This is a genomic window from Pseudoalteromonas sp. S327 (assembly GCF_005886415.1).
Lineage (GTDB): Bacteria > Pseudomonadota > Gammaproteobacteria > Enterobacterales > Alteromonadaceae > Pseudoalteromonas > Pseudoalteromonas atlantica.
This window is the reverse complement of sequence record NZ_PNDP01000056.1, coordinates 14639-31266: the sequence shown is the minus strand read 5'-3', so window position 1 is coordinate 31266 and position 16628 is coordinate 14639. Positions and strand designations below refer to the sequence as shown.

The following is a 16628-nucleotide window of genomic DNA, read 5'->3' as shown; positions in this document are numbered from 1 at the left end:
CTCAGTGAGCAAACTAGCCCAAAAAAGTGGTTTAGTGTGGCTTTGGTTAAGTCTATTACTGCTTGTAATAGACTTTGCCACTAAAACACTTGTTGTAAATACCATGGCTTATCAAGAGTCGATTAATTTACTGCCTGTTTTTAGTATTACCTACGTACATAACTATGGAGCGGCCTACAGCTTTTTAAGTGAAGCGGGTGGCTGGCAACGTTGGTTTTTAAGTTTTATTGCCATTGCTATTAGTGCGCTATTAGTGTGGTGGTTAAAGCGTTTACCAGCGACAAATAAAATATTATGTAGTGCTTATGCGTTAGTGCTTGCTGGCGCTATTGGTAATTTACATGACCGTGTTGCTTATGGTTATGTAATTGACTTTATACATGTGTTTTATAAAAACTCGCATTTTCCAGTATTTAATATTGCCGACTGTGCAATTTGTATTGGTGCCGCATTATTATTATTTGATGCCTTTACAGGCGAAAGTCCGAAGGAGCATAAAGCATGAGCCAAGCTGTAATTGGTGAAAACTCAGAGGTTATTTTTCACTTTTCTATTAAACTAGAAGATGGCTCTGCCGCAGACTCAACCAAGGTGCATAATAAACCAGCCAAGTTAACGATGGGTGATGGCAGCTTAACGGCTAATTTTGAAAAGTGCTTACTAGGTTTAAGTGCAGGCGAAAGCAAAACGTTTGAGTTAGAACCAGAAGACGCCTTTGGCCAACCTAATCCAGATAATATTTACTATGTAGAACGCAGTAAATTTGGTGCAGAAACGCCAGCTAAAGTCGGCGCAATTATTGCCTTTACTCAGCCTGATGGTACTGAGCTGCCAGGACTGGTACGCGAAGTACAAGGTGAGTCGGTTACTATAGATTTTAATCATCCGTTAGCAGGTCAACGTTTAACGTTTGAAGTAGATATTATTGAGGTGCAAGGCTAATGGATATTTTATTAGCGAACCCGCGAGGCTTTTGTGCAGGGGTAGACCGTGCAATTAGCATAGTAGAGCGCGCTTTAGATATTTTTGAAAAGCCAATTTACGTACGCCACGAGGTCGTTCATAACCGCTACGTAGTAGATGGTTTAAAAAACCGTGGTGCTGTATTTGTTGAAGAGCTAGACCAAGTACCTGATGACAGCATTGTTATTTTTAGCGCCCACGGTGTATCGCAAGCGGTACGCTCAGAAGCTAAGCGCCGCGATTTAAAAGTATTTGATGCAACATGTCCATTAGTTACTAAAGTGCATATGGAAGTAACGCGTGCGAGCCGTAAAGGTATTGAGTGTATTTTAATTGGTCACCATGGACACCCAGAAGTTGAGGGTACTATGGGGCAGTATGACAATAACGACGGTGGTATTTACCTTGTAGAAACCGCAGAAGATGTTGCCAAACTTAACGTTAAAAATGCTGATAACCTATTTTATTGTAGCCAAACAACGCTTTCGGTAGATGACACTGCAGATGTAATTGATGCGCTGCGCGAAAAATTCCCAGCAATTGATGGCCCGCGCAAAGATGACATTTGCTATGCGACACAAAATCGTCAAGATGCTGTGCGTGATTTAGCAGACAAGGTAGATGTGCTATTAGTTGTGGGGGCAAAAAACAGCTCTAACTCTAACCGTTTACGTGAACTTGCAGATAAAATGGGCACAACCGCTTATTTAATCGATGATGCAACAAATGTTGAAGCACAGTGGTTTGGTGAAACTAACGCTGTGGGAGTAACTGCGGGGGCTTCTGCGCCAGAAGTGCTGGTACAACAAGTTATTGCACGCTTAAAAGAGCTAGGCGGCAAGCAGGTAGTTGAAAACCCAGGTGAAGAAGAGAATATCGTATTTGCCGTTCCTGTTGAGCTGCGTTAATCTATATAAATTAATTATTTAGATTACAAGGAGAGCCGTTATGAGCAAGTTGCCGCAAGGTGAAACATTGCTTTTTTCGGCTCTTTTTAATGAGCGCGGGGTACTTGCCACGCTTATTGTTACCCAAGTTGTAGCTACCATCTTAGCGTTTGCTCCTTTTGTTGAAGGGGATAGCTGGCAAAGCCTTGGCGTAATTAGTTTATTTTCTCATATGACCGTTTTGGTCAGTATTTCTGCTTTATACTCTTTTCGGGGGGGTTTACAAAAAAAGCCGCAAACCACCCAACTTTTTGCTTTTTTTATTTCCTTTTTAGTCAGTACCGCTTTATTTAGTGTGCTGTGTGCCCGCTATTTTTTAGATATTACAAATAATGAAACGAGTTTTTATTTTGTATTACGAAACTGCTTAATTGTTTTTTTGATCACGGCTTTATTTGTACAGTTTTTACTGATTTATTTTGAAAAAGAGCAGCAAACAAAAGCGCTCGCGCGCGCGGAGCTTGATGCTTTGCAAGCCAGAATTCGTCCTCATTTTTTGTACAATAGCCTTAATACCGCCGCCGAGCTAACACATCATGATGCCGATGCTGCAGAGCAAGCAATACTTGCGCTTGCGGCGCTGTCGCAAGCGGCTATGCGCTCGGGGCAGCGCGTTTCTCTCGAAGATGAGCTGACCTTGTCAAAACAGTATGTTGCGCTGGAAACATGGCGCTTTGGCAGTCGTTTAAAGCTTAATTGGCAAGTGCCTGCTGATTTACCAGATATTAGTATTCCGTGCTTAACCCTTCAGCCGTTAATAGAAAATGCGGTGTGTCATGGGGTAGAGCCCAGTGAAACAGGGGCCGTTATTAGTGTAGAGCTACACGTCACAACAGGGTATTTAACATTGATTGTTTCTAACCCTATCACTCATAATGAGGCGTTAAAAAGACCAAATAACGGCATGGCACTTGAAAATATTCGCCAGCGATTGTTTATATATTACAAAGAAAAAGCACAACTAACGATCACACAAAAAGAGGATGTATTTAGAGTGAAAGTGGTGATCCCTAAGCAGTTTGAGAACCCCCAATGAATGTTGTAATTATTGATGATGAACCGCTAGCTCGCGCTAGAATAAAGCGGCTACTGCAGCACAACGAGCATATTTTAGTTAAAGGCGAAGGTGATAACGGCGCGCAGGGGCTTGCCATTATCAAGCAGGTTCATCCCGATTTGGTTTTTTTAGACATAGATATGCCGGGTATTAATGGCCTAGAAGTAGCACAGCAACTAAATACGCTGAGCGTGCCACCGGCAATAGTATTCGTAACGGCTTACCCCGAGCATGCACTTGATGCGCTACAGCTCAGTGCCGCAGGATACTTAGTAAAACCCGTTACTGAACAGGCATTAAATAAAGTGTTAGCGCAAGTAGGGCGTTTAAATAAAGCGCATATGCAAAAGCAGCAATCTACAAAAATTAGTTATCAGCTTGGTGGCACAATAAAAAGTATTGAACTTGATCAAGTGTATTACTTTATTGCCCAAGAAAAATACACCAATATGGTATTTAAAGAGGGCGAGGCCCTAATTGAACAAAGCTTAAAACAACTTGAGCAACGCTTCCCAACGCAATTATTACGTATTCACAGAAACACGCTCATAAACAAACAAAAGCTTGTTGCCTTGCATACTCAAAGCCCTGGTGTACATAGCGTAGAACTAGCCGGATGTAAGGAGCAATTAAGCGTAAGTAGGCGAGAGCTAAAAACAGTAAAAAATGCGCTAAGTTAGAGCCTGTTATGTTTTAGGTTGAATTTTTAGTAGGTTGCTTGGCTTTTTAAGTAAGGCAGAGGCCGCTATTGAGCCCACTAAATTAGCAGCATTGCGCTGGAGTTTAATCACTTCTAGATAGAGTAATTTTAATCATCAATTAGCTCAATTGGCTTGATGCTGTTAACCGTTTATCAACAAATTTAACCGCTTGTCCTAGTATATATTGCATCTACATTTTCAATGCATAAACTTATAATCAGATAAAATTTATTTGGTTTTTACTATGCATTCACCTCACAAAAAACCTCAAAAAGGCTTTACCTTAATTGAAGTGCTGATTGCGTTTATTATTTTAAGCTTTGGCTTATTAGGCGCTGTTGCACTGCAAGCAAAAGCTAAGCAGGCAAGCTTTGACTCTATGCAGCGCGCAGCCGCGGTGGCGTTAGGAAATGATATTATTCAGCGCATTAGAGCAAATGATACCGCACAGCTAGTTGCTTTATATACGCAAACTTTTACCAGTAAAACATCAACGTCTACCTCTACGGCTTGTTTTAGTGGGTCATGCACTGCAGCGCAAGTTGCAGCCCTTGATTTACAGCAATGGAAACGCGCCATTCGTGCACGCGAAAACACCGGCTCTCTCGATGATGCCACTGTATGTATAAACCCTACGGCTGCAGCAGGTACGGGTGGGCGTGGGTTCAATATTGAAGTAATAGTGTCTTGGCAAGGCCGCCAAGAGTTTAATGCCAATGATGAAACCAAAGCGCTTAAATGCGGTACTGACGATAAAAAACGCCGTTTGGTTGCATTAAATAGCTATATATACCTAAGGAGCTAACATGAGAGATAAAGGTTTTACACTAATAGAAATGATGATTTCATTATTTATTGGTGGGCTTATTTTAGGTGGGGTGATGTTTACCTATATTGGCATGAAAGTAACCACAAAAGACACAATGACAATAGGCGAGTTACAAGAGTCAGGCCGCTTAGCCATTAATATTATGCAGCGTGATATAGAGCAGGTGGGCTTTTGGGGAACTTATTATGATGATTCGTTTACTGCAGCAAACACACAAACGTTAGCTAACCCTGGTGGTGATTGCTTCGAAGGGCTTAATAACGGCAGCTTTCCAGATTTAGCATCTTCTAGCAATTTCAGAACTATTTATGCAAAAGAAGCCAGTTCAACAAGTGAGCTTAACTGTATAAGTAAGCCAATTGCAGGGACTGACATTTTACAAATCAAGTTTTTACAAGGTGAGCAGCTCACGGTAGATGGCGCCACTAACGAAACACAAGCGGATGAAAACTATTTTATAGCTGAGCAAGAAAGCGCAGAATTTACCCGAGGCGTTGTAGCTGCGGGTAGTTTAAACGTTAATGCCACGGTGTGGCCTTATAGCCATCATGTTTATTACCTCGCAGAGCAAACTTATACGGTAAATAATAAAAGCCTTACAGTACCAGCATTAATGCGTAAACGCTTAAATGGCGCCAACATGAAGGCCGAAACCATAATGGAGGGCGTTGAAAACATGCGCTTTGTATTTGGTTTAGATACAGACAGTGATAGCCGTGTTGATTCGTACCGAAGCATTGAGGACATGCAGCACTCTGACTGGGAAAACCGCAAAAGTATTCTAACAGTGCAGGTTTTTTTATTAGTTAGAGCATTGCAACCAGATCCGGGCCTTAAAATAAAAAATCAAACATATATTTTAGGTGAAGATGAAGACTCCCGAGAGCTTACTTTTACCGATACTTACAGAAGAACAGTATTTACCACCACCATTCGTTTAAATAACGTGGGAGCAAATTTATGGCGTATCTAAGTAAACACGCAAATAAACAACAAGGTGTTGTGCTTATTACAGCCCTTATTATGGTTATTGCTGTAACGGGAATTGCCGTTACACTAATGAGCAGCAGTAGTGTAGATATAAAAATTACCAATGCAGCTCAAGAGCGAGAAGTCGCTGAAAATGAGCTTATTGGAGAAGTACAGCGAATGATTTCTGATGAGGCAAGCAAAGGTGCTGCTAATCAGTTTTTTTTAACGCCAGATGAAGTATCAACTCATGCAGGCGCAGATGATGAAGGGATGGTAATAGCCACGCACGACGATATGCAAAGCAAAATGGTAAACCTAAATCAGGGGGCGCTTGATTTAGAATGCCCACGCCGATTTAATTTTACTGCCGGTATATCGTGTAACATGTTGCAAGTTTCTACCACTATTCAATATGGCTCTAAAGCAAAGCACGAACTTACAATTGTAACAGGTGTAGCTCAAGAAATGGCCAGTATAAGTAAGGGGATTTAGAATGAAATTTAATCTTAATAAGCCATTGGTCTCTTTACTTGGTTTAGCACTGAGCGCCTCAGTAGTTGCTGAAGATATAGAGCTTTATGTAAATCATGATTTAGATTTAGATGAGAAACCAAGGGTTTTACTCATATTTGATACATCAGGCAGTATGGCGTTTTCATCCTCTAATGGTAATAGTTGTGGCTTTAGCAACCAAACTGGTTACTACTTATGTGCAGATAGTCGCCTTGCGGCAGCACAATTTGCAATGACAAAAGTGGTATCAGATAACGAAGACTCTATTGATTTTGGTTTGATGCGATTTAAAAGTGATTCTGAGGGCGGCTATGTTGTGAATGGTGTAGGCAGTGATGCTGCAGTAGTGCGCAGCTCCATCGCAGCTCTCCCAGCCAATGGTGGCACACCACTGACAGAGACACTTTGGGAAGCATATTTATATATTACTGGGCAGAAGCTTGAATATGGTGAAGACGCTTCAACTGTAGAGCGTGATACAAATGTAGAGTTACGTACAGGTAGCCAATGGACAGATGTTGAGTGTGATTGGGTTTGGAATCGCCGTCGAGGTTGGGTGTATGAATGTGAAAATATAGTGAGAGATAATTACGAGTATACTTATATATCGCCCTTTGCAGACAGTGAAGCTGAAGCGGCTCGTTGCGATAATTCAATCAACATTATTTATATGACTGATGGCGATCCGTCAAACGATAACGGCAGCGATAGTGATATTAGTGATGAACACGAAAAGTACTTTGGAGAGCCATTAAACTGGAATACCGATAGTTATTACAGTAACTACTTACACCAAATGGCTAAAATTATTCATGGTACAAGTGATGTTACCGTTGATTTATATCCTGCCACTGCCGATATCCACGAAACAGGGCGCTTATACACTATAGGCTTTGGTTCAGGCATGAGTGCAAGCGGGCAAGAACTGTTAAGACGTGCTGCCTTATTGGGTGGCGGTGAAAACTTACCAGCAAGCACCCCAGATGAGCTTTCTAACTCGCTCAATAGTGCTATTTCTCGTATTCGTGAAGTAAACGATAGCTTCTCTTCGCCTTCGGTAGCAAGTAACAACGTAGACCAAACACGTAGTCGTGATGCCATTTACTTTGCCATGTTTTACCCAGAAACAAACACCCGGTGGGGTGGGAATTTAAAAAAATTAAAAGTATCAGGCAGTGAAATAGTTGACTCTGCAGATAATACAGCGCTTGATTCTGATGGTTTAATCGACACCGATGCTAAAACATTTTGGTTGCCAGATGGCCAGTCTGCCGATGGTAACTTAGTTGCACAAGGGGGTGTAAACTATCATTTAGCTACACTCACGGGGACTCCAGCTGAAGACAGGCGCAACCTCTATACAGATAAGCAAGGCGATATAGTTGAGTTTACTACTAATATTGTGAGCGATATTTTAGATTTAGTCACCAATAACCCGATTAGCCTAGCTAGTTCAGATATAAAATGGGCAATGGGGATAGATGTTGACGATGAAGACAACGATGGCTCAAACACCGATCAACGCAGCGATATTTTTGGCGACCCTTTACATTCTAAGCCAGTGGCAATCGACTATGGCAATGACGACATACGTATATTGATTGGTACTAATGCCGGCTTTTTACATATGTTTAAAGACGATGATACCAATAACCAAGTGAGCGAAAGCTGGGCGTTCATTCCCTCTGATCTTTACGATATAATTCAGCCTTTACGCAATGAAGACACCGGTAAACTCTACGGGATGGACGGCCCAATCAGTGTTTACTTTAGTGATAAAAGCTTAAATGACGAAGGCATTAACGATGGTATTGTTGATGCAAGCGATGGTGATGACGTGTGGGCATTTGCAGGTATGCGCCGTGGTGGAAAAAACTATTACGCCTTTGATATTACTAACCCCGATCAGCCTAAAAAACTATGGGATAACCCTATAGAAGGCGGTACTGGCGATTTTAAAGAGCTAGCTCAAACGTGGTCAAAACCCCAAATAGCGTATATAAAAGCATTTGGCGATAAGCCATTACTCGTTTTTGGTGCAGGGTACGATACAAATAAAGATGCCGTGGTTAGAAGTGAAGACTCTGTTGGTCGCGGTATTTATATAGTAGAAGCTGAAACAGGTAAAAAAGTGTGGGCTTTAACGCCAAACGAAAATGGATTTAAAGGTAAGCACTCGATTGCAGCAAATGTTTCTACGCTTGATTCAGATTACGATGGTTACATTGACAGAATTTATGCTGCCGATACCGGGGGCGATATTTGGCGTATAGACATGCCAGGCACAAGCACCAGTAATTTTACGCACTTTAAACTTGCAGAGCTAGGTAGCAGTTTAGCAAGCCAAGACCGTCGCTTTTTTTACCAGCCGTTAGTGGCACGTACACTTTATAGCAAAGTAAGTGAAACAACGATTAATGGTGAAACAGTGATTACACGTTTAGATACGCCGTATGACGCTATTGTAATAGGCAGCGGAAATCGCTCAAAACCAACAGGTACAAATGAAGACGATCAGCTGTTTATGATAAGAGATGAAAATACAGTAACTCAGTCATTCACTAGCGCCCCTACAGCGATTAAACCAGCAGATTTAATGCTAATGAACAGCGACCCGTTTGGTAATGCACTTGATGATGTAGATGAGTTTGTTGATTTAGAAGTCGATTTAGCTAAATTTAAAGGCTGGCGCTATGAATTAGGCACCGGTGAAAAATCTTTAGCAGCAGCCACAGTGGTGGGCGGTGTCGCTTACTATACAAGCTTTACTCCATCATCAGAAACCTCTACAGAGAACCAATGTTCGTTAAGTGGCGGTGGCGGCTCGTTGTATGCGTTCCATTTACATTATGGCACCAAGGTATATGACGACTTAAAGTTTACCACTAGCTATGATGTACCTGATACACCACAATTGTACTTTGGTGAAGGCCCTTCTTGTGCCGATGGAAATGGCGACGGCTTTTGTGATGATAACCCAACCATTGAAGTGACCGAAGAAAGCCAGTTTTACCTAATTGGGCCGGGAATAAAAGGCGAAGATGCACAAAACCCAATGAAACCAGTAGAAATAATGGGCCCAGGCTTAACGGTTGTAGATGGTACCGTACAATTAGTGAATGACGATGATAGTGTAGGGTTTGGCTTTAAAACCCAACAAACCTATATTTATAAACGTGAAGAAAATGATGAAATTGATGATTAAGGAATATTAATGAATAAACAAGCACGCGGATTCACGTTGATAGAGTTAATGATAGCCGTAGCTATTGTAGGTATTCTAGCCTCAATAGCACTGCCTAATTATACTGAGTATGTAAAACGCTCTTCTCGAGCCGAGGCCGCAGCGGCGCTTTTAGACGCTGCAAACAAACAAGAGCAGTACTTCGTAGATAATCGTGAGTACACAGAGACATTCTCAGACTTAGGTATACAAGAGACCACAGAAAATGGCCATTTTGAGCTGTCGATTGATGTGGATGATGACGATAATACGTTTACAATTACTGCAAAACCTATTGCGGGTGCTGTAAAAGGCGACGGTGACTGCACGCAAATTACAATTACTGACACAGGCTATAAAGGCGCAAAAGGCAGTAAAGGTAATTCAGATGTTGAGTATTGCTGGGGACGTTAACTTAATCGGGTTAACTAGTCGCTCTGACATTTGTCGGTTGATTTAATTCGTATACGGCCTGTTTGACTGACAGATAAAGCCAGCCCCTCAAGGTTGGCTTTATCTTTATTTGGGCAATATATAAATGTTCCATTTTGAAAACCATTTAAAGAGCCATCGGGCCGAAAGGTAATTGCACTTCGGGGGTATTGCATAGAATCTGCATCATGGATTTTTTCAAATGTGCTTATTAATAAGTCGTCGGTGTCTAATGACGTAGACTTGTCGTTATCAATAAACAGCGACATTTGCCCATCCCACTCATCTTTAGTGCATTGATTATCTTTTAAAGCACACAAAGTAACATAAGTGCCATTTTCAATGGCGTAAAGGCGGCCATAATTAATGTTTCTGTGCAGCAAACTTACATGATTATCGGCTCGGTTTTTCGCTAAAAAGTCAGGAAAAACCGATAGAGAAATTTGGCTAACAATACTCACAATAGCAATAGATGCCATTAATTCTAAAAGCGTATAGCCAGCCTGAGTTTGGGTAGATAACCTCATCCCTGAAGCCCTGAGTCAAAAAATGTATTAGCTCAGTGTAGTAAATGATAAAAATATGACAACTTAAATTGTATGTTTTTTAACCGCATTTAAGTGCGCTGTCACCGGCATAAAAAGCAGTACCTGATTGAGATAAAGTAAGCGCTTTATTATTTTCAGTGCCACCATTGGGGCAAAAAACAAAGTCACCTGGGTTTGTGGTAATTCGTCCACTGGTATTAAAACGCAAGCGACGCTCATTTCCTGTAAAGGTTAACTTGTCGTTATCTGATATTTCTTCCATGACTCTAAGCAGTGTATCGGAAGCGCCATTATAGTGCCCATCGTTATCTACATCGATAAATACAACTATAATTTTATTCTCATCCCACTTTTTGTTGCAGTTGAAAGTGTCTCTGCTGTTTTTAATCTTACCTTGGCCAGTAGGGCACAAAACAACAATTTCATCTGTACTGGCAGCTTGTGAGCGAGCAAAGCTAATATTGCGCTTTAGTTCAAGCAAGAAGTTCTCAGCGCGGTTTTCTTCAAGCATATCGCTACTGTCCCAAAGAGCTATAGAGGCGATAATACCGACTATGGCTACTGCCACCATGAGCTCTAATAAAGTTAAACCGGTTTGGAATTTTTTCATATTATTTATACCTACTACATTTGTTATTATTATAGCTAGTTGAGAAAGATTTATAATTCAGACTTATAAGTAATTATACCACGCTTGGTTGTTTTATCATCGAATTCAATTGCTTTGTTTGCTATGAACTCCATGATTGTCTAAAATCGAGGCAACTAAAGCTTTAATAAGTAGTGAGCATGAAAAAAATAGAAGCAATCATCAAACCGTTTAAGTTAGACGACGTACGCGAAGCCCTATCAGATGTAGGTATTACGGGTATGACTGTAAGTGAAGTAAAAGGTTTTGGTCGTCAAAAAGGTCACACAGAACTTTACCGTGGCGCTGAGTACATGGTGGATTTTTTACCTAAGGTAAAACTTGATATTGTGCTAACCGATGAAGATGTTGAACGCGCTATAGAAGTAATAGTAAAAACAGCGCAAACAGGAAAAATTGGTGATGGTAAAATATTTGTCACAGATGTTGAGCGTGTAGTACGTATACGCACCGCAGAAGAAGACGAAGAAGCGATTTAATTATAGTAATAAGCGCATAAATAAAAAGGCTGCAAATAATGTTATTTGCAGCCTTTTTTTGTAAATACTATTTAATACCAATCAGCAATAATAATTAAGTATTTTAAGGGGCTAAGCCTCACACTAAGTGCGTTAAAACCGCTTGTTAAGAACACCTAAATAGCAATTTTTTACTTACTAAACGATGTTTTTACCCCAAAGCAAATTACTTAATTAAATGAATTAGTATCAATAATATTACTGTTTTTCAGCATGTTCTTCACGCGCTTCTTCAATTTCTTCAGCGATTTCTTGCGCTTTTTGCTTTGTTTTTTCGGTTAATTCACCGGCTGCTTCTTTGCTTTTTATCCATGCATCAACGGCAATTTCTTTGCCATCGTCGTACATGTCTAAGCCCATTGCTTTACTTTGTTCAAGCAGCTCATTTAATGACTCATCATTTTTAAGCTCTGTGGCTTTATCTTTTACATCGTTCCATGTATCACCAAGCTGCTCTTGCATTTGCGCGCTTTTATCTTTTGCATCTTCTTGTACTTCCTGAGCATCTTCACAGCCCGTTAGTGTAATTAAAGTGCCTAATAAAGCTAAACCTGCTAATTTGTTCATGTGCTATCTCTCCTTAGAGACAAATAATTAATTCCACTTAATAATAGAACAGCGAAGATGAACACACCTGTAACAACACGCTTAAATTTCAAATTAATGAATGAACACGATTGGCCGCTGCTGCATGAACTAGATCAAGACCCCGCGGTAATGAAATACATAAACCGAGGAACGCCTTCGACATTAAAACAAATTAAAGAAATAGGGATCCCCAGAATGCTTGCCTATAAAAATGCATACAAAGGCTGGGGGCTGTGGAAAATCACCCTTAAAAAAGAGGACTCTTTTATAGGGTGGGTGCTTGTTAGGCCTATGCACTTTTTTACTCAAACTCCCGATTTTACAAATATTGAAATAGGGTGGCGCTTTAAGCAATCTAGTTGGGGACAGGGTTATGCAACGGAGGCGGCTAGTGCATTATGTAACGCCTTAAAAATGCAGCCAGAGATAAAAACACTATCGGCAATGGCACTGGCCGATAATAAAGCTTCAATTAGCGTCATGCAAAAGCTGGGGTTTACCTGGGTTAAAAACTATATACACACTGATGAACAAGGCGATTTGGATGCCGTTTTATACGCAAAGGCGTTATAGCATACAAAAAATTACTTGTATAAACATTGACCTAACATTCTATGGTATGCATAAATGAGCCAAGCGAGATTCAAATAATAAAGTAAGGATGTTTTATGGGGTTATTCTTTCGACCAAGCAGGCTCATTGTTAAGAGTGTGTTGATTGCACAATTTTGTATATTTAGCGTGCAGGCGGAGCAAGTTACTAAAAGCGCTGTCGCAATGCCTGACTCGTTTAGTGCAGATACAGCACAAGCTATTTTAGAACAAGGTGGAAATGCTGTTGATGCGGCTATTGCTGCGCAATTTGTATTAGCGGTAACGCTTCCCGAAGCCGGAAATATTGGCGGGGGAGGCTTTATGCTTATACAAAAAGAGGGAAAAGGGGACTTTATAGACTATCGCGAAACGGCTCCCCAAGCAGCGCACAGAGATATGTATTTAGATGCCAAGGGCGATGTAATTAAAAACAAGTCAATTTATGGTATTCACGCAAGTGGTGTACCAGGGAGCGTAGCCGGTATGTGGCTGGCCCATCAAAAACACGGCACCTTAAAATGGCAAACATTAGTACAGCCAGCGGTTACCTTAGCAGAGCAAGGCTTTAAAGTGCCGCCCAAATTGGCTCAAGGGGTCGCACAATACATTGCTCATCTAGACAAACAAAATATAAATGTAAATTTTAAACACTATTTTGCAGATATAAAAGCAAATCAGATTTTTAAACAGCCCGAGCTAGCCGCTACTTTAAAACGCATAAGAGATAACGGCCAAGACGGGTTTTATAAAGGCGAAACAGCCCGCATTATTGCCAACTTTATGCACCAGCACGGCGGCATTATTAACCAAACTGATTTGGCTAATTACACGGCTGTGTCGCGCACGCCGATTAAAGCTAACTGGAACGGTTATGAAGTATTAACCTCTCCACCACCAAGCTCTGGCGGAATAGCTATTTTGCAGTGGCTAAAAATGTTTGAGCTTAAAAAAAGCGAAATGGGGCTGGTACATAACTCTACTCAATATGTACATTTACTTGCTGAAATAGGTAAACGTGTGTTTGCCGATAGAGCAGAGTACTTGGGCGATCCGGACTTTTTTGATGTACCAGTGACTGAGCTTACTCATATTGATTACCTAAAAGCGCGCAGTAAAGATATTTCTTTAACAGCTATTTCAACCACCGAAAACATAAAACCAGGCCTCAAAGAAAGTGAACAAACCACGCATTTTTCTATTATTGATAAAATGGGTAATGCAGTGGCCAATACCACAACGATCAATTTAAGCTTTGGTAGTGGCGTTGTGGTTGAAGGTGCAGGCTTTATATTAAATGACGAAATGGACGACTTTAGCGCTAAACCTGGGGTAATGAACGCCTTTGGTGCGCTCGGCGGTAAAGCCAATGAAATTCAGCCACAAAAGCGTATGCTTAGCTCAATGTCGCCAACCATACTGCTCAAAAACAACAGCGTTAAAATGGTCACAGGCTCGCCTGGGGGCACAACAATTATTAGCTCGGTGTATCAATCTATTTTAAATGCGGTTGAATTTAACATGGGCGCCAACGATATTGTTAATAGCACGCGGTTTCATCATCAGTTATGGCCTAAAAACGTGATCAGAACACACGCAGGGCTCAGTGAAAACACTCAAGCTGAACTTATAAAAATGGGCTACACACTGGATGAGCGCCGTTTTGGCGATTTGCAGGTTATTGTAAATAAAGACGGTGAGCTACAAGCAGCTTCTCAGGCTACAGGCCGTGGTGAGTCTCGGGTATTTTAACATTTTTAACTAACCCCTTTAAGCTAAAGGGGTTAGTTTTGTTATTAACCAATAGCGGGTACTAATCCCAACATTTGCATAAATTGGGCGACAATAATTACAACGCCGCACAGCCCTGCCACCGCTAAACCCATATTACCACTTCGCACTTGGTATCCCGTTTGAGGGCCCGATTTACGCTGCTTATACACCATAGAAACCGGTAAAAATATTGCTAATACCACAAGGGCGATGGCTGCATAGCCTAGCGCCATTATAAATCCCTGAGGGTAAAATAACGCAAACCCTAAAGGGGGAATAAAAGTAATTAGTGCGGTTTTTATTCTTTCTGATTTGGTGTCGCCTTTATTAAATGCATCAGCAAAAAAATCAAATAACCCTAAGCTAACACCTAAAAAAGAGGTGGCCAATGCTAAGTCGGCAAACAGTGTAACAGCGCTTGTTACCTGCGGATTATGCGCAATACTTGCCACACTCTCTACAAAGCCTGTTAAGCCATTACTATTGAGTAAATCACTTTGCTGCATAATCCCTTGGCTAAGCAGTTGCCAAAAAATATAAATCACTAAAGGTAAAGCAGCCCCTGCAATCATTACCTTACGCAATACTTTTGTTTCTAGCCCCACATACTTAACAATTGACGGAATAGAGCCATGAAAACCAAATGAGGTAAAAATAACGGGTAAGGCAGATAAAATCAGCCCTTGCTCAACGGGCATTTCAAGTAAGTGCTTACCTTGTACATAGGGTGTAAGCATATAAAACAAGCTGCCTAGTACTAAAATTTTAATCGTAAATAACACGCGGTTAAGTTTATCTACTTTACTGGTGCCTAAAGTAACCACGCTACCTATTACAATGGCCAAAACAATAGAGGCAATTTGCGGCGCTATGTTTATGCTCAAATCACTACTAATACGCGACTGCAACTGCGCGCCACCCCCGGCTATATAGGCTGCGCACAGGGCGTAAAACAAAAATATCATCGAAAAGTTAGCAACGTACTGGCCGCGTTTTCCTAACCAGCGCTTTGCTAAGGTGTTTAACGTTGCATCTCTAGGGGCGTATTGGTGGAGCTCTAGCATTAATAAAGCGGTGTAGGTCATCAGTAACCAGCTGGCTATTATCAGTGCAAGCGCGGTATTAAACCCAAGTCCTGCAGAGGCTATTGGCAATGCCAGCATACCTGCGCCTATGGTGGTGCCTGCAACAATTAACATGCTGCCTATTGTTTTATTTTTAAGCACTTAACTATCCTAAAATGTGTGAGAGGCACTCAAGATATAACTAGTTACTTAAAACATAAATAGTTTTGTAATAAATGCCGGTAAATAATAATGTAACTATGAATTTACAGCTGTATTTAGACGTTTATATATGTACTGCGTATTACTTTCGCGCGTATAATTTACTTTAATAGGGTTTCTACCTCCTCAGTGCAAAGGAATGGCGTGTGCCAGTTAAATTATCTTATTTACTACTTGTCATTATTTGGTGTACTACGCCATTAGGTATTGTATGGAGCAGTGAAACTGTAGCACCAACCCTCGCCGTTTTAATGCGCATGATTATAGGCTTATTTGTTGCTGGGTTAATTGTTGCTATAGCCAATATTCGTGTCCCTTGGAGCAAAAACGCGTGCACGTTATATGCATACTCCAGTTTGGGTATTTTTGGTGGTATGTCATTAAGTTACATGGCTGCTACCACAGTACCTTCAGGTATTATTTCATTAGTGTTTGGCCTTGCGCCTATTCTCTCTGGTTTTTTAGCACAAAGGTTACTTAATGAGCCTAAATTTAGCCCTATTAAATTAATAGCGCTGAGCTGTGCATTAATAGGCCTTTATTTTGTAAGTTATAACCAGCTACAAACCTCACAAACTCAGGGCATAGGGCTGATGTATGTGTTAATGGCGGTTACTTTATTTAGTCTTAGTGGGGTGATGATCAAACGTGTAAAAATTGCTATTCACCCTATGGCAACCACTTTTGGAGCGCTGGTTTTTGTTACTCCTTTATTTGGGCTGCTGTGGTGGCTGGTAGATGGGCAAATAAGTATGGATTATTGGAGTGCTCGCTCGTTATGGAGTATTGCGTATTTAGGTATTTTTGGCTCGATTGTAGGGGCTTTAGCGTATTTTCATGTATTACAAAAGTTAAACGCCAGTACTGTAGCCTTAAGTAGTTTAATTACACCAAGTTTTGCATTAGCGCTAGGCGCATTACTTAATAACGAGCCTTTAAGTCAGGAGCTTATTATAGGAGCCATAATTACATTTTTGAGTCTAACGTTTTTTCAGTTTGGCGATAAGCTCATAAAGCGGCGCAGCGGTAGTTAGCAGTT

At 40.9% G+C, this 16628-nt stretch carries 18 protein-coding genes; 14 read left to right on the top strand and 4 right to left on the bottom strand.

The window, feature by feature from the left end:
* The first annotated feature begins 4 nt into the window (after positions 1-4).
* The 10 genes from lspA to CWB60_RS17005 all read left to right on the top strand — a co-directional run bounded on the left by lspA (position 5) and on the right by CWB60_RS17005 (position 9619).
* On the top strand, positions 5-505 hold the full coding sequence (gene lspA, locus CWB60_RS17050; RefSeq protein ID WP_138579988.1) for a signal peptidase II: 501 nt from the start codon (positions 5-7) through the stop codon (positions 503-505).
* Complete coding sequence (fkpB, locus tag CWB60_RS17045; RefSeq protein WP_004588360.1) at positions 502-942, top strand: FKBP-type peptidyl-prolyl cis-trans isomerase; 441 nt, start codon at positions 502-504, stop codon at positions 940-942. The genes lspA and fkpB overlap by 4 nt, the downstream gene beginning before the upstream one ends.
* Complete coding sequence (gene ispH, locus CWB60_RS17040) at positions 942-1871, top strand: 4-hydroxy-3-methylbut-2-enyl diphosphate reductase (protein ID WP_029774112.1); 930 nt, start codon at positions 942-944, stop codon at positions 1869-1871. Before fkpB ends, ispH begins: the two co-directional genes overlap by 1 nt.
* Positions 1872-1911: 40 nt before the next feature.
* Complete coding sequence (locus tag CWB60_RS17035; RefSeq protein WP_138579989.1) at positions 1912-2946, top strand: sensor histidine kinase; 1035 nt, start codon at positions 1912-1914, stop codon at positions 2944-2946.
* A complete protein-coding gene (locus tag CWB60_RS17030; protein ID WP_138579990.1) occupies positions 2943-3647 on the top strand; it encodes a LytR/AlgR family response regulator transcription factor in 705 nt (234 codons plus the stop codon). The genes CWB60_RS17035 and CWB60_RS17030 overlap by 4 nt, the downstream gene beginning before the upstream one ends.
* 265 nt (positions 3648-3912) lie before the next feature.
* Complete coding sequence (gene pilV / locus CWB60_RS17025) at positions 3913-4473, top strand: type IV pilus modification protein PilV (RefSeq protein ID WP_024032271.1); 561 nt, start codon at positions 3913-3915, stop codon at positions 4471-4473.
* A 1-nt stretch (position 4474) separates the two neighbouring features.
* A complete protein-coding gene (locus CWB60_RS17020) occupies positions 4475-5470 on the top strand; it encodes a PilW family protein (RefSeq protein WP_138579991.1) in 996 nt (331 codons plus the stop codon).
* Positions 5458-5961 carry a hypothetical protein gene (locus CWB60_RS17015; protein WP_029774108.1) on the top strand — a complete coding sequence of 168 codons (504 nt, stop codon included), beginning with the start codon at positions 5458-5460 and terminating at the stop codon, positions 5959-5961. Before CWB60_RS17020 ends, CWB60_RS17015 begins: the two co-directional genes overlap by 13 nt.
* 1 nt (position 5962) lies before the next feature.
* On the top strand, positions 5963-9187 hold the full coding sequence (locus tag CWB60_RS17010) for a PilC/PilY family type IV pilus protein (protein WP_138579992.1): 3225 nt from the start codon (positions 5963-5965) through the stop codon (positions 9185-9187).
* A 9-nt stretch (positions 9188-9196) separates the two neighbouring features.
* Entirely contained in the window at positions 9197-9619 is a 423-nt protein-coding gene (locus CWB60_RS17005; RefSeq protein WP_024032268.1) for a type IV pilin protein, read from the top strand.
* 14 nt (positions 9620-9633) lie between these two features.
* Here the strand turns inward: CWB60_RS17005 and CWB60_RS17000 are convergent, their stop codons facing one another.
* Positions 9634-10164 (bottom strand): GspH/FimT family pseudopilin, encoded by a 531-nt coding sequence (locus tag CWB60_RS17000; RefSeq protein WP_096041389.1) that lies wholly within the window; start codon positions 10162-10164, stop codon positions 9634-9636.
* 79 nt (positions 10165-10243) lie between these two features.
* Complete coding sequence (locus CWB60_RS16995) at positions 10244-10795, bottom strand: GspH/FimT family pseudopilin (protein WP_029774106.1); 552 nt, start codon at positions 10793-10795, stop codon at positions 10244-10246.
* A gap of 179 nt (positions 10796-10974) precedes the next feature.
* Here CWB60_RS16995 and CWB60_RS16990 point away from each other — a divergent pair, with 179 nt between their 5' ends.
* Positions 10975-11313, top strand: a complete 339-nt coding sequence (locus tag CWB60_RS16990; RefSeq protein ID WP_004588371.1) for a P-II family nitrogen regulator — start codon at positions 10975-10977, stop codon at positions 11311-11313.
* 237 nt (positions 11314-11550) lie between these two features.
* Here CWB60_RS16990 and CWB60_RS16985 read toward each other — a convergent pair whose 3' ends face one another.
* Positions 11551-11919: a hypothetical protein gene (locus CWB60_RS16985; protein WP_024032265.1), complete on the bottom strand. Its 369-nt coding sequence runs from the start codon at positions 11917-11919 to the stop codon at positions 11551-11553.
* 57 nt (positions 11920-11976) lie between these two features.
* On the opposite strand from CWB60_RS16985, the gene CWB60_RS16980 reads away from it, so the two are divergent.
* Positions 11977-12513, top strand: coding sequence for a GNAT family N-acetyltransferase (locus CWB60_RS16980; RefSeq protein WP_138579993.1), 537 nt, complete (start codon positions 11977-11979; stop codon positions 12511-12513).
* A 95-nt stretch (positions 12514-12608) separates the two neighbouring features.
* Positions 12609-14282 (top strand): gamma-glutamyltransferase, encoded by a 1674-nt coding sequence (gene ggt / locus CWB60_RS16975; protein WP_138579994.1) that lies wholly within the window; start codon positions 12609-12611, stop codon positions 14280-14282.
* Between the two features lie 44 nt (positions 14283-14326).
* Here the strand turns inward: ggt and CWB60_RS16970 are convergent, their stop codons facing one another.
* Positions 14327-15529, bottom strand: coding sequence for an aromatic amino acid transport family protein (locus tag CWB60_RS16970; RefSeq protein ID WP_024032262.1), 1203 nt, complete (start codon positions 15527-15529; stop codon positions 14327-14329).
* 206 nt (positions 15530-15735) lie between these two features.
* Here CWB60_RS16970 and CWB60_RS16965 point away from each other — a divergent pair, with 206 nt between their 5' ends.
* Positions 15736-16623, top strand: coding sequence for a DMT family transporter (locus CWB60_RS16965; protein WP_138579995.1), 888 nt, complete (start codon positions 15736-15738; stop codon positions 16621-16623).
* Positions 16624-16628 lie beyond the last annotated feature (5 nt).

Bases quoted from the DNA above. Each gene is read 5' to 3' on its own strand.
- CWB60_RS17005 (WP_024032268.1), top strand. From the start codon at position 9,197: ATGAATAAACAAGCACGCGGATTCACGTTGATAGAGTTAATGATAGCC.
- pilV (WP_024032271.1), top strand. From the start codon at position 3,913: ATGCATTCACCTCACAAAAAACCTCAAAAAGGCTTTACCTTAATTGAA.
- CWB60_RS16985 (WP_024032265.1), bottom strand. From the start codon at position 11,919: ATGAACAAATTAGCAGGTTTAGCTTTATTAGGCACTTTAATTACACTA.
- CWB60_RS17015 (WP_029774108.1), top strand. From the start codon at position 5,458: ATGGCGTATCTAAGTAAACACGCAAATAAACAACAAGGTGTTGTGCTT.
- CWB60_RS16995 (WP_029774106.1), bottom strand. From the start codon at position 10,795: ATGAAAAAATTCCAAACCGGTTTAACTTTATTAGAGCTCATGGTGGCA.
- CWB60_RS17000 (WP_096041389.1), bottom strand. From the start codon at position 10,164: ATGAGGTTATCTACCCAAACTCAGGCTGGCTATACGCTTTTAGAATTA.
- CWB60_RS16980 (WP_138579993.1), top strand. From the start codon at position 11,977: ATGAACACACCTGTAACAACACGCTTAAATTTCAAATTAATGAATGAA.
- fkpB (WP_004588360.1), top strand. From the start codon at position 502: ATGAGCCAAGCTGTAATTGGTGAAAACTCAGAGGTTATTTTTCACTTT.
- CWB60_RS16990 (WP_004588371.1), top strand. From the start codon at position 10,975: ATGAAAAAAATAGAAGCAATCATCAAACCGTTTAAGTTAGACGACGTA.
- CWB60_RS17010 (WP_138579992.1), top strand. From the start codon at position 5,963: ATGAAATTTAATCTTAATAAGCCATTGGTCTCTTTACTTGGTTTAGCA.
- ggt (WP_138579994.1), top strand. From the start codon at position 12,609: ATGGGGTTATTCTTTCGACCAAGCAGGCTCATTGTTAAGAGTGTGTTG.
- CWB60_RS17020 (WP_138579991.1), top strand. From the start codon at position 4,475: ATGAGAGATAAAGGTTTTACACTAATAGAAATGATGATTTCATTATTT.
- CWB60_RS17030 (WP_138579990.1), top strand. From the start codon at position 2,943: ATGAATGTTGTAATTATTGATGATGAACCGCTAGCTCGCGCTAGAATA.
- CWB60_RS17035 (WP_138579989.1), top strand. From the start codon at position 1,912: ATGAGCAAGTTGCCGCAAGGTGAAACATTGCTTTTTTCGGCTCTTTTT.
- ispH (WP_029774112.1), top strand. From the start codon at position 942: ATGGATATTTTATTAGCGAACCCGCGAGGCTTTTGTGCAGGGGTAGAC.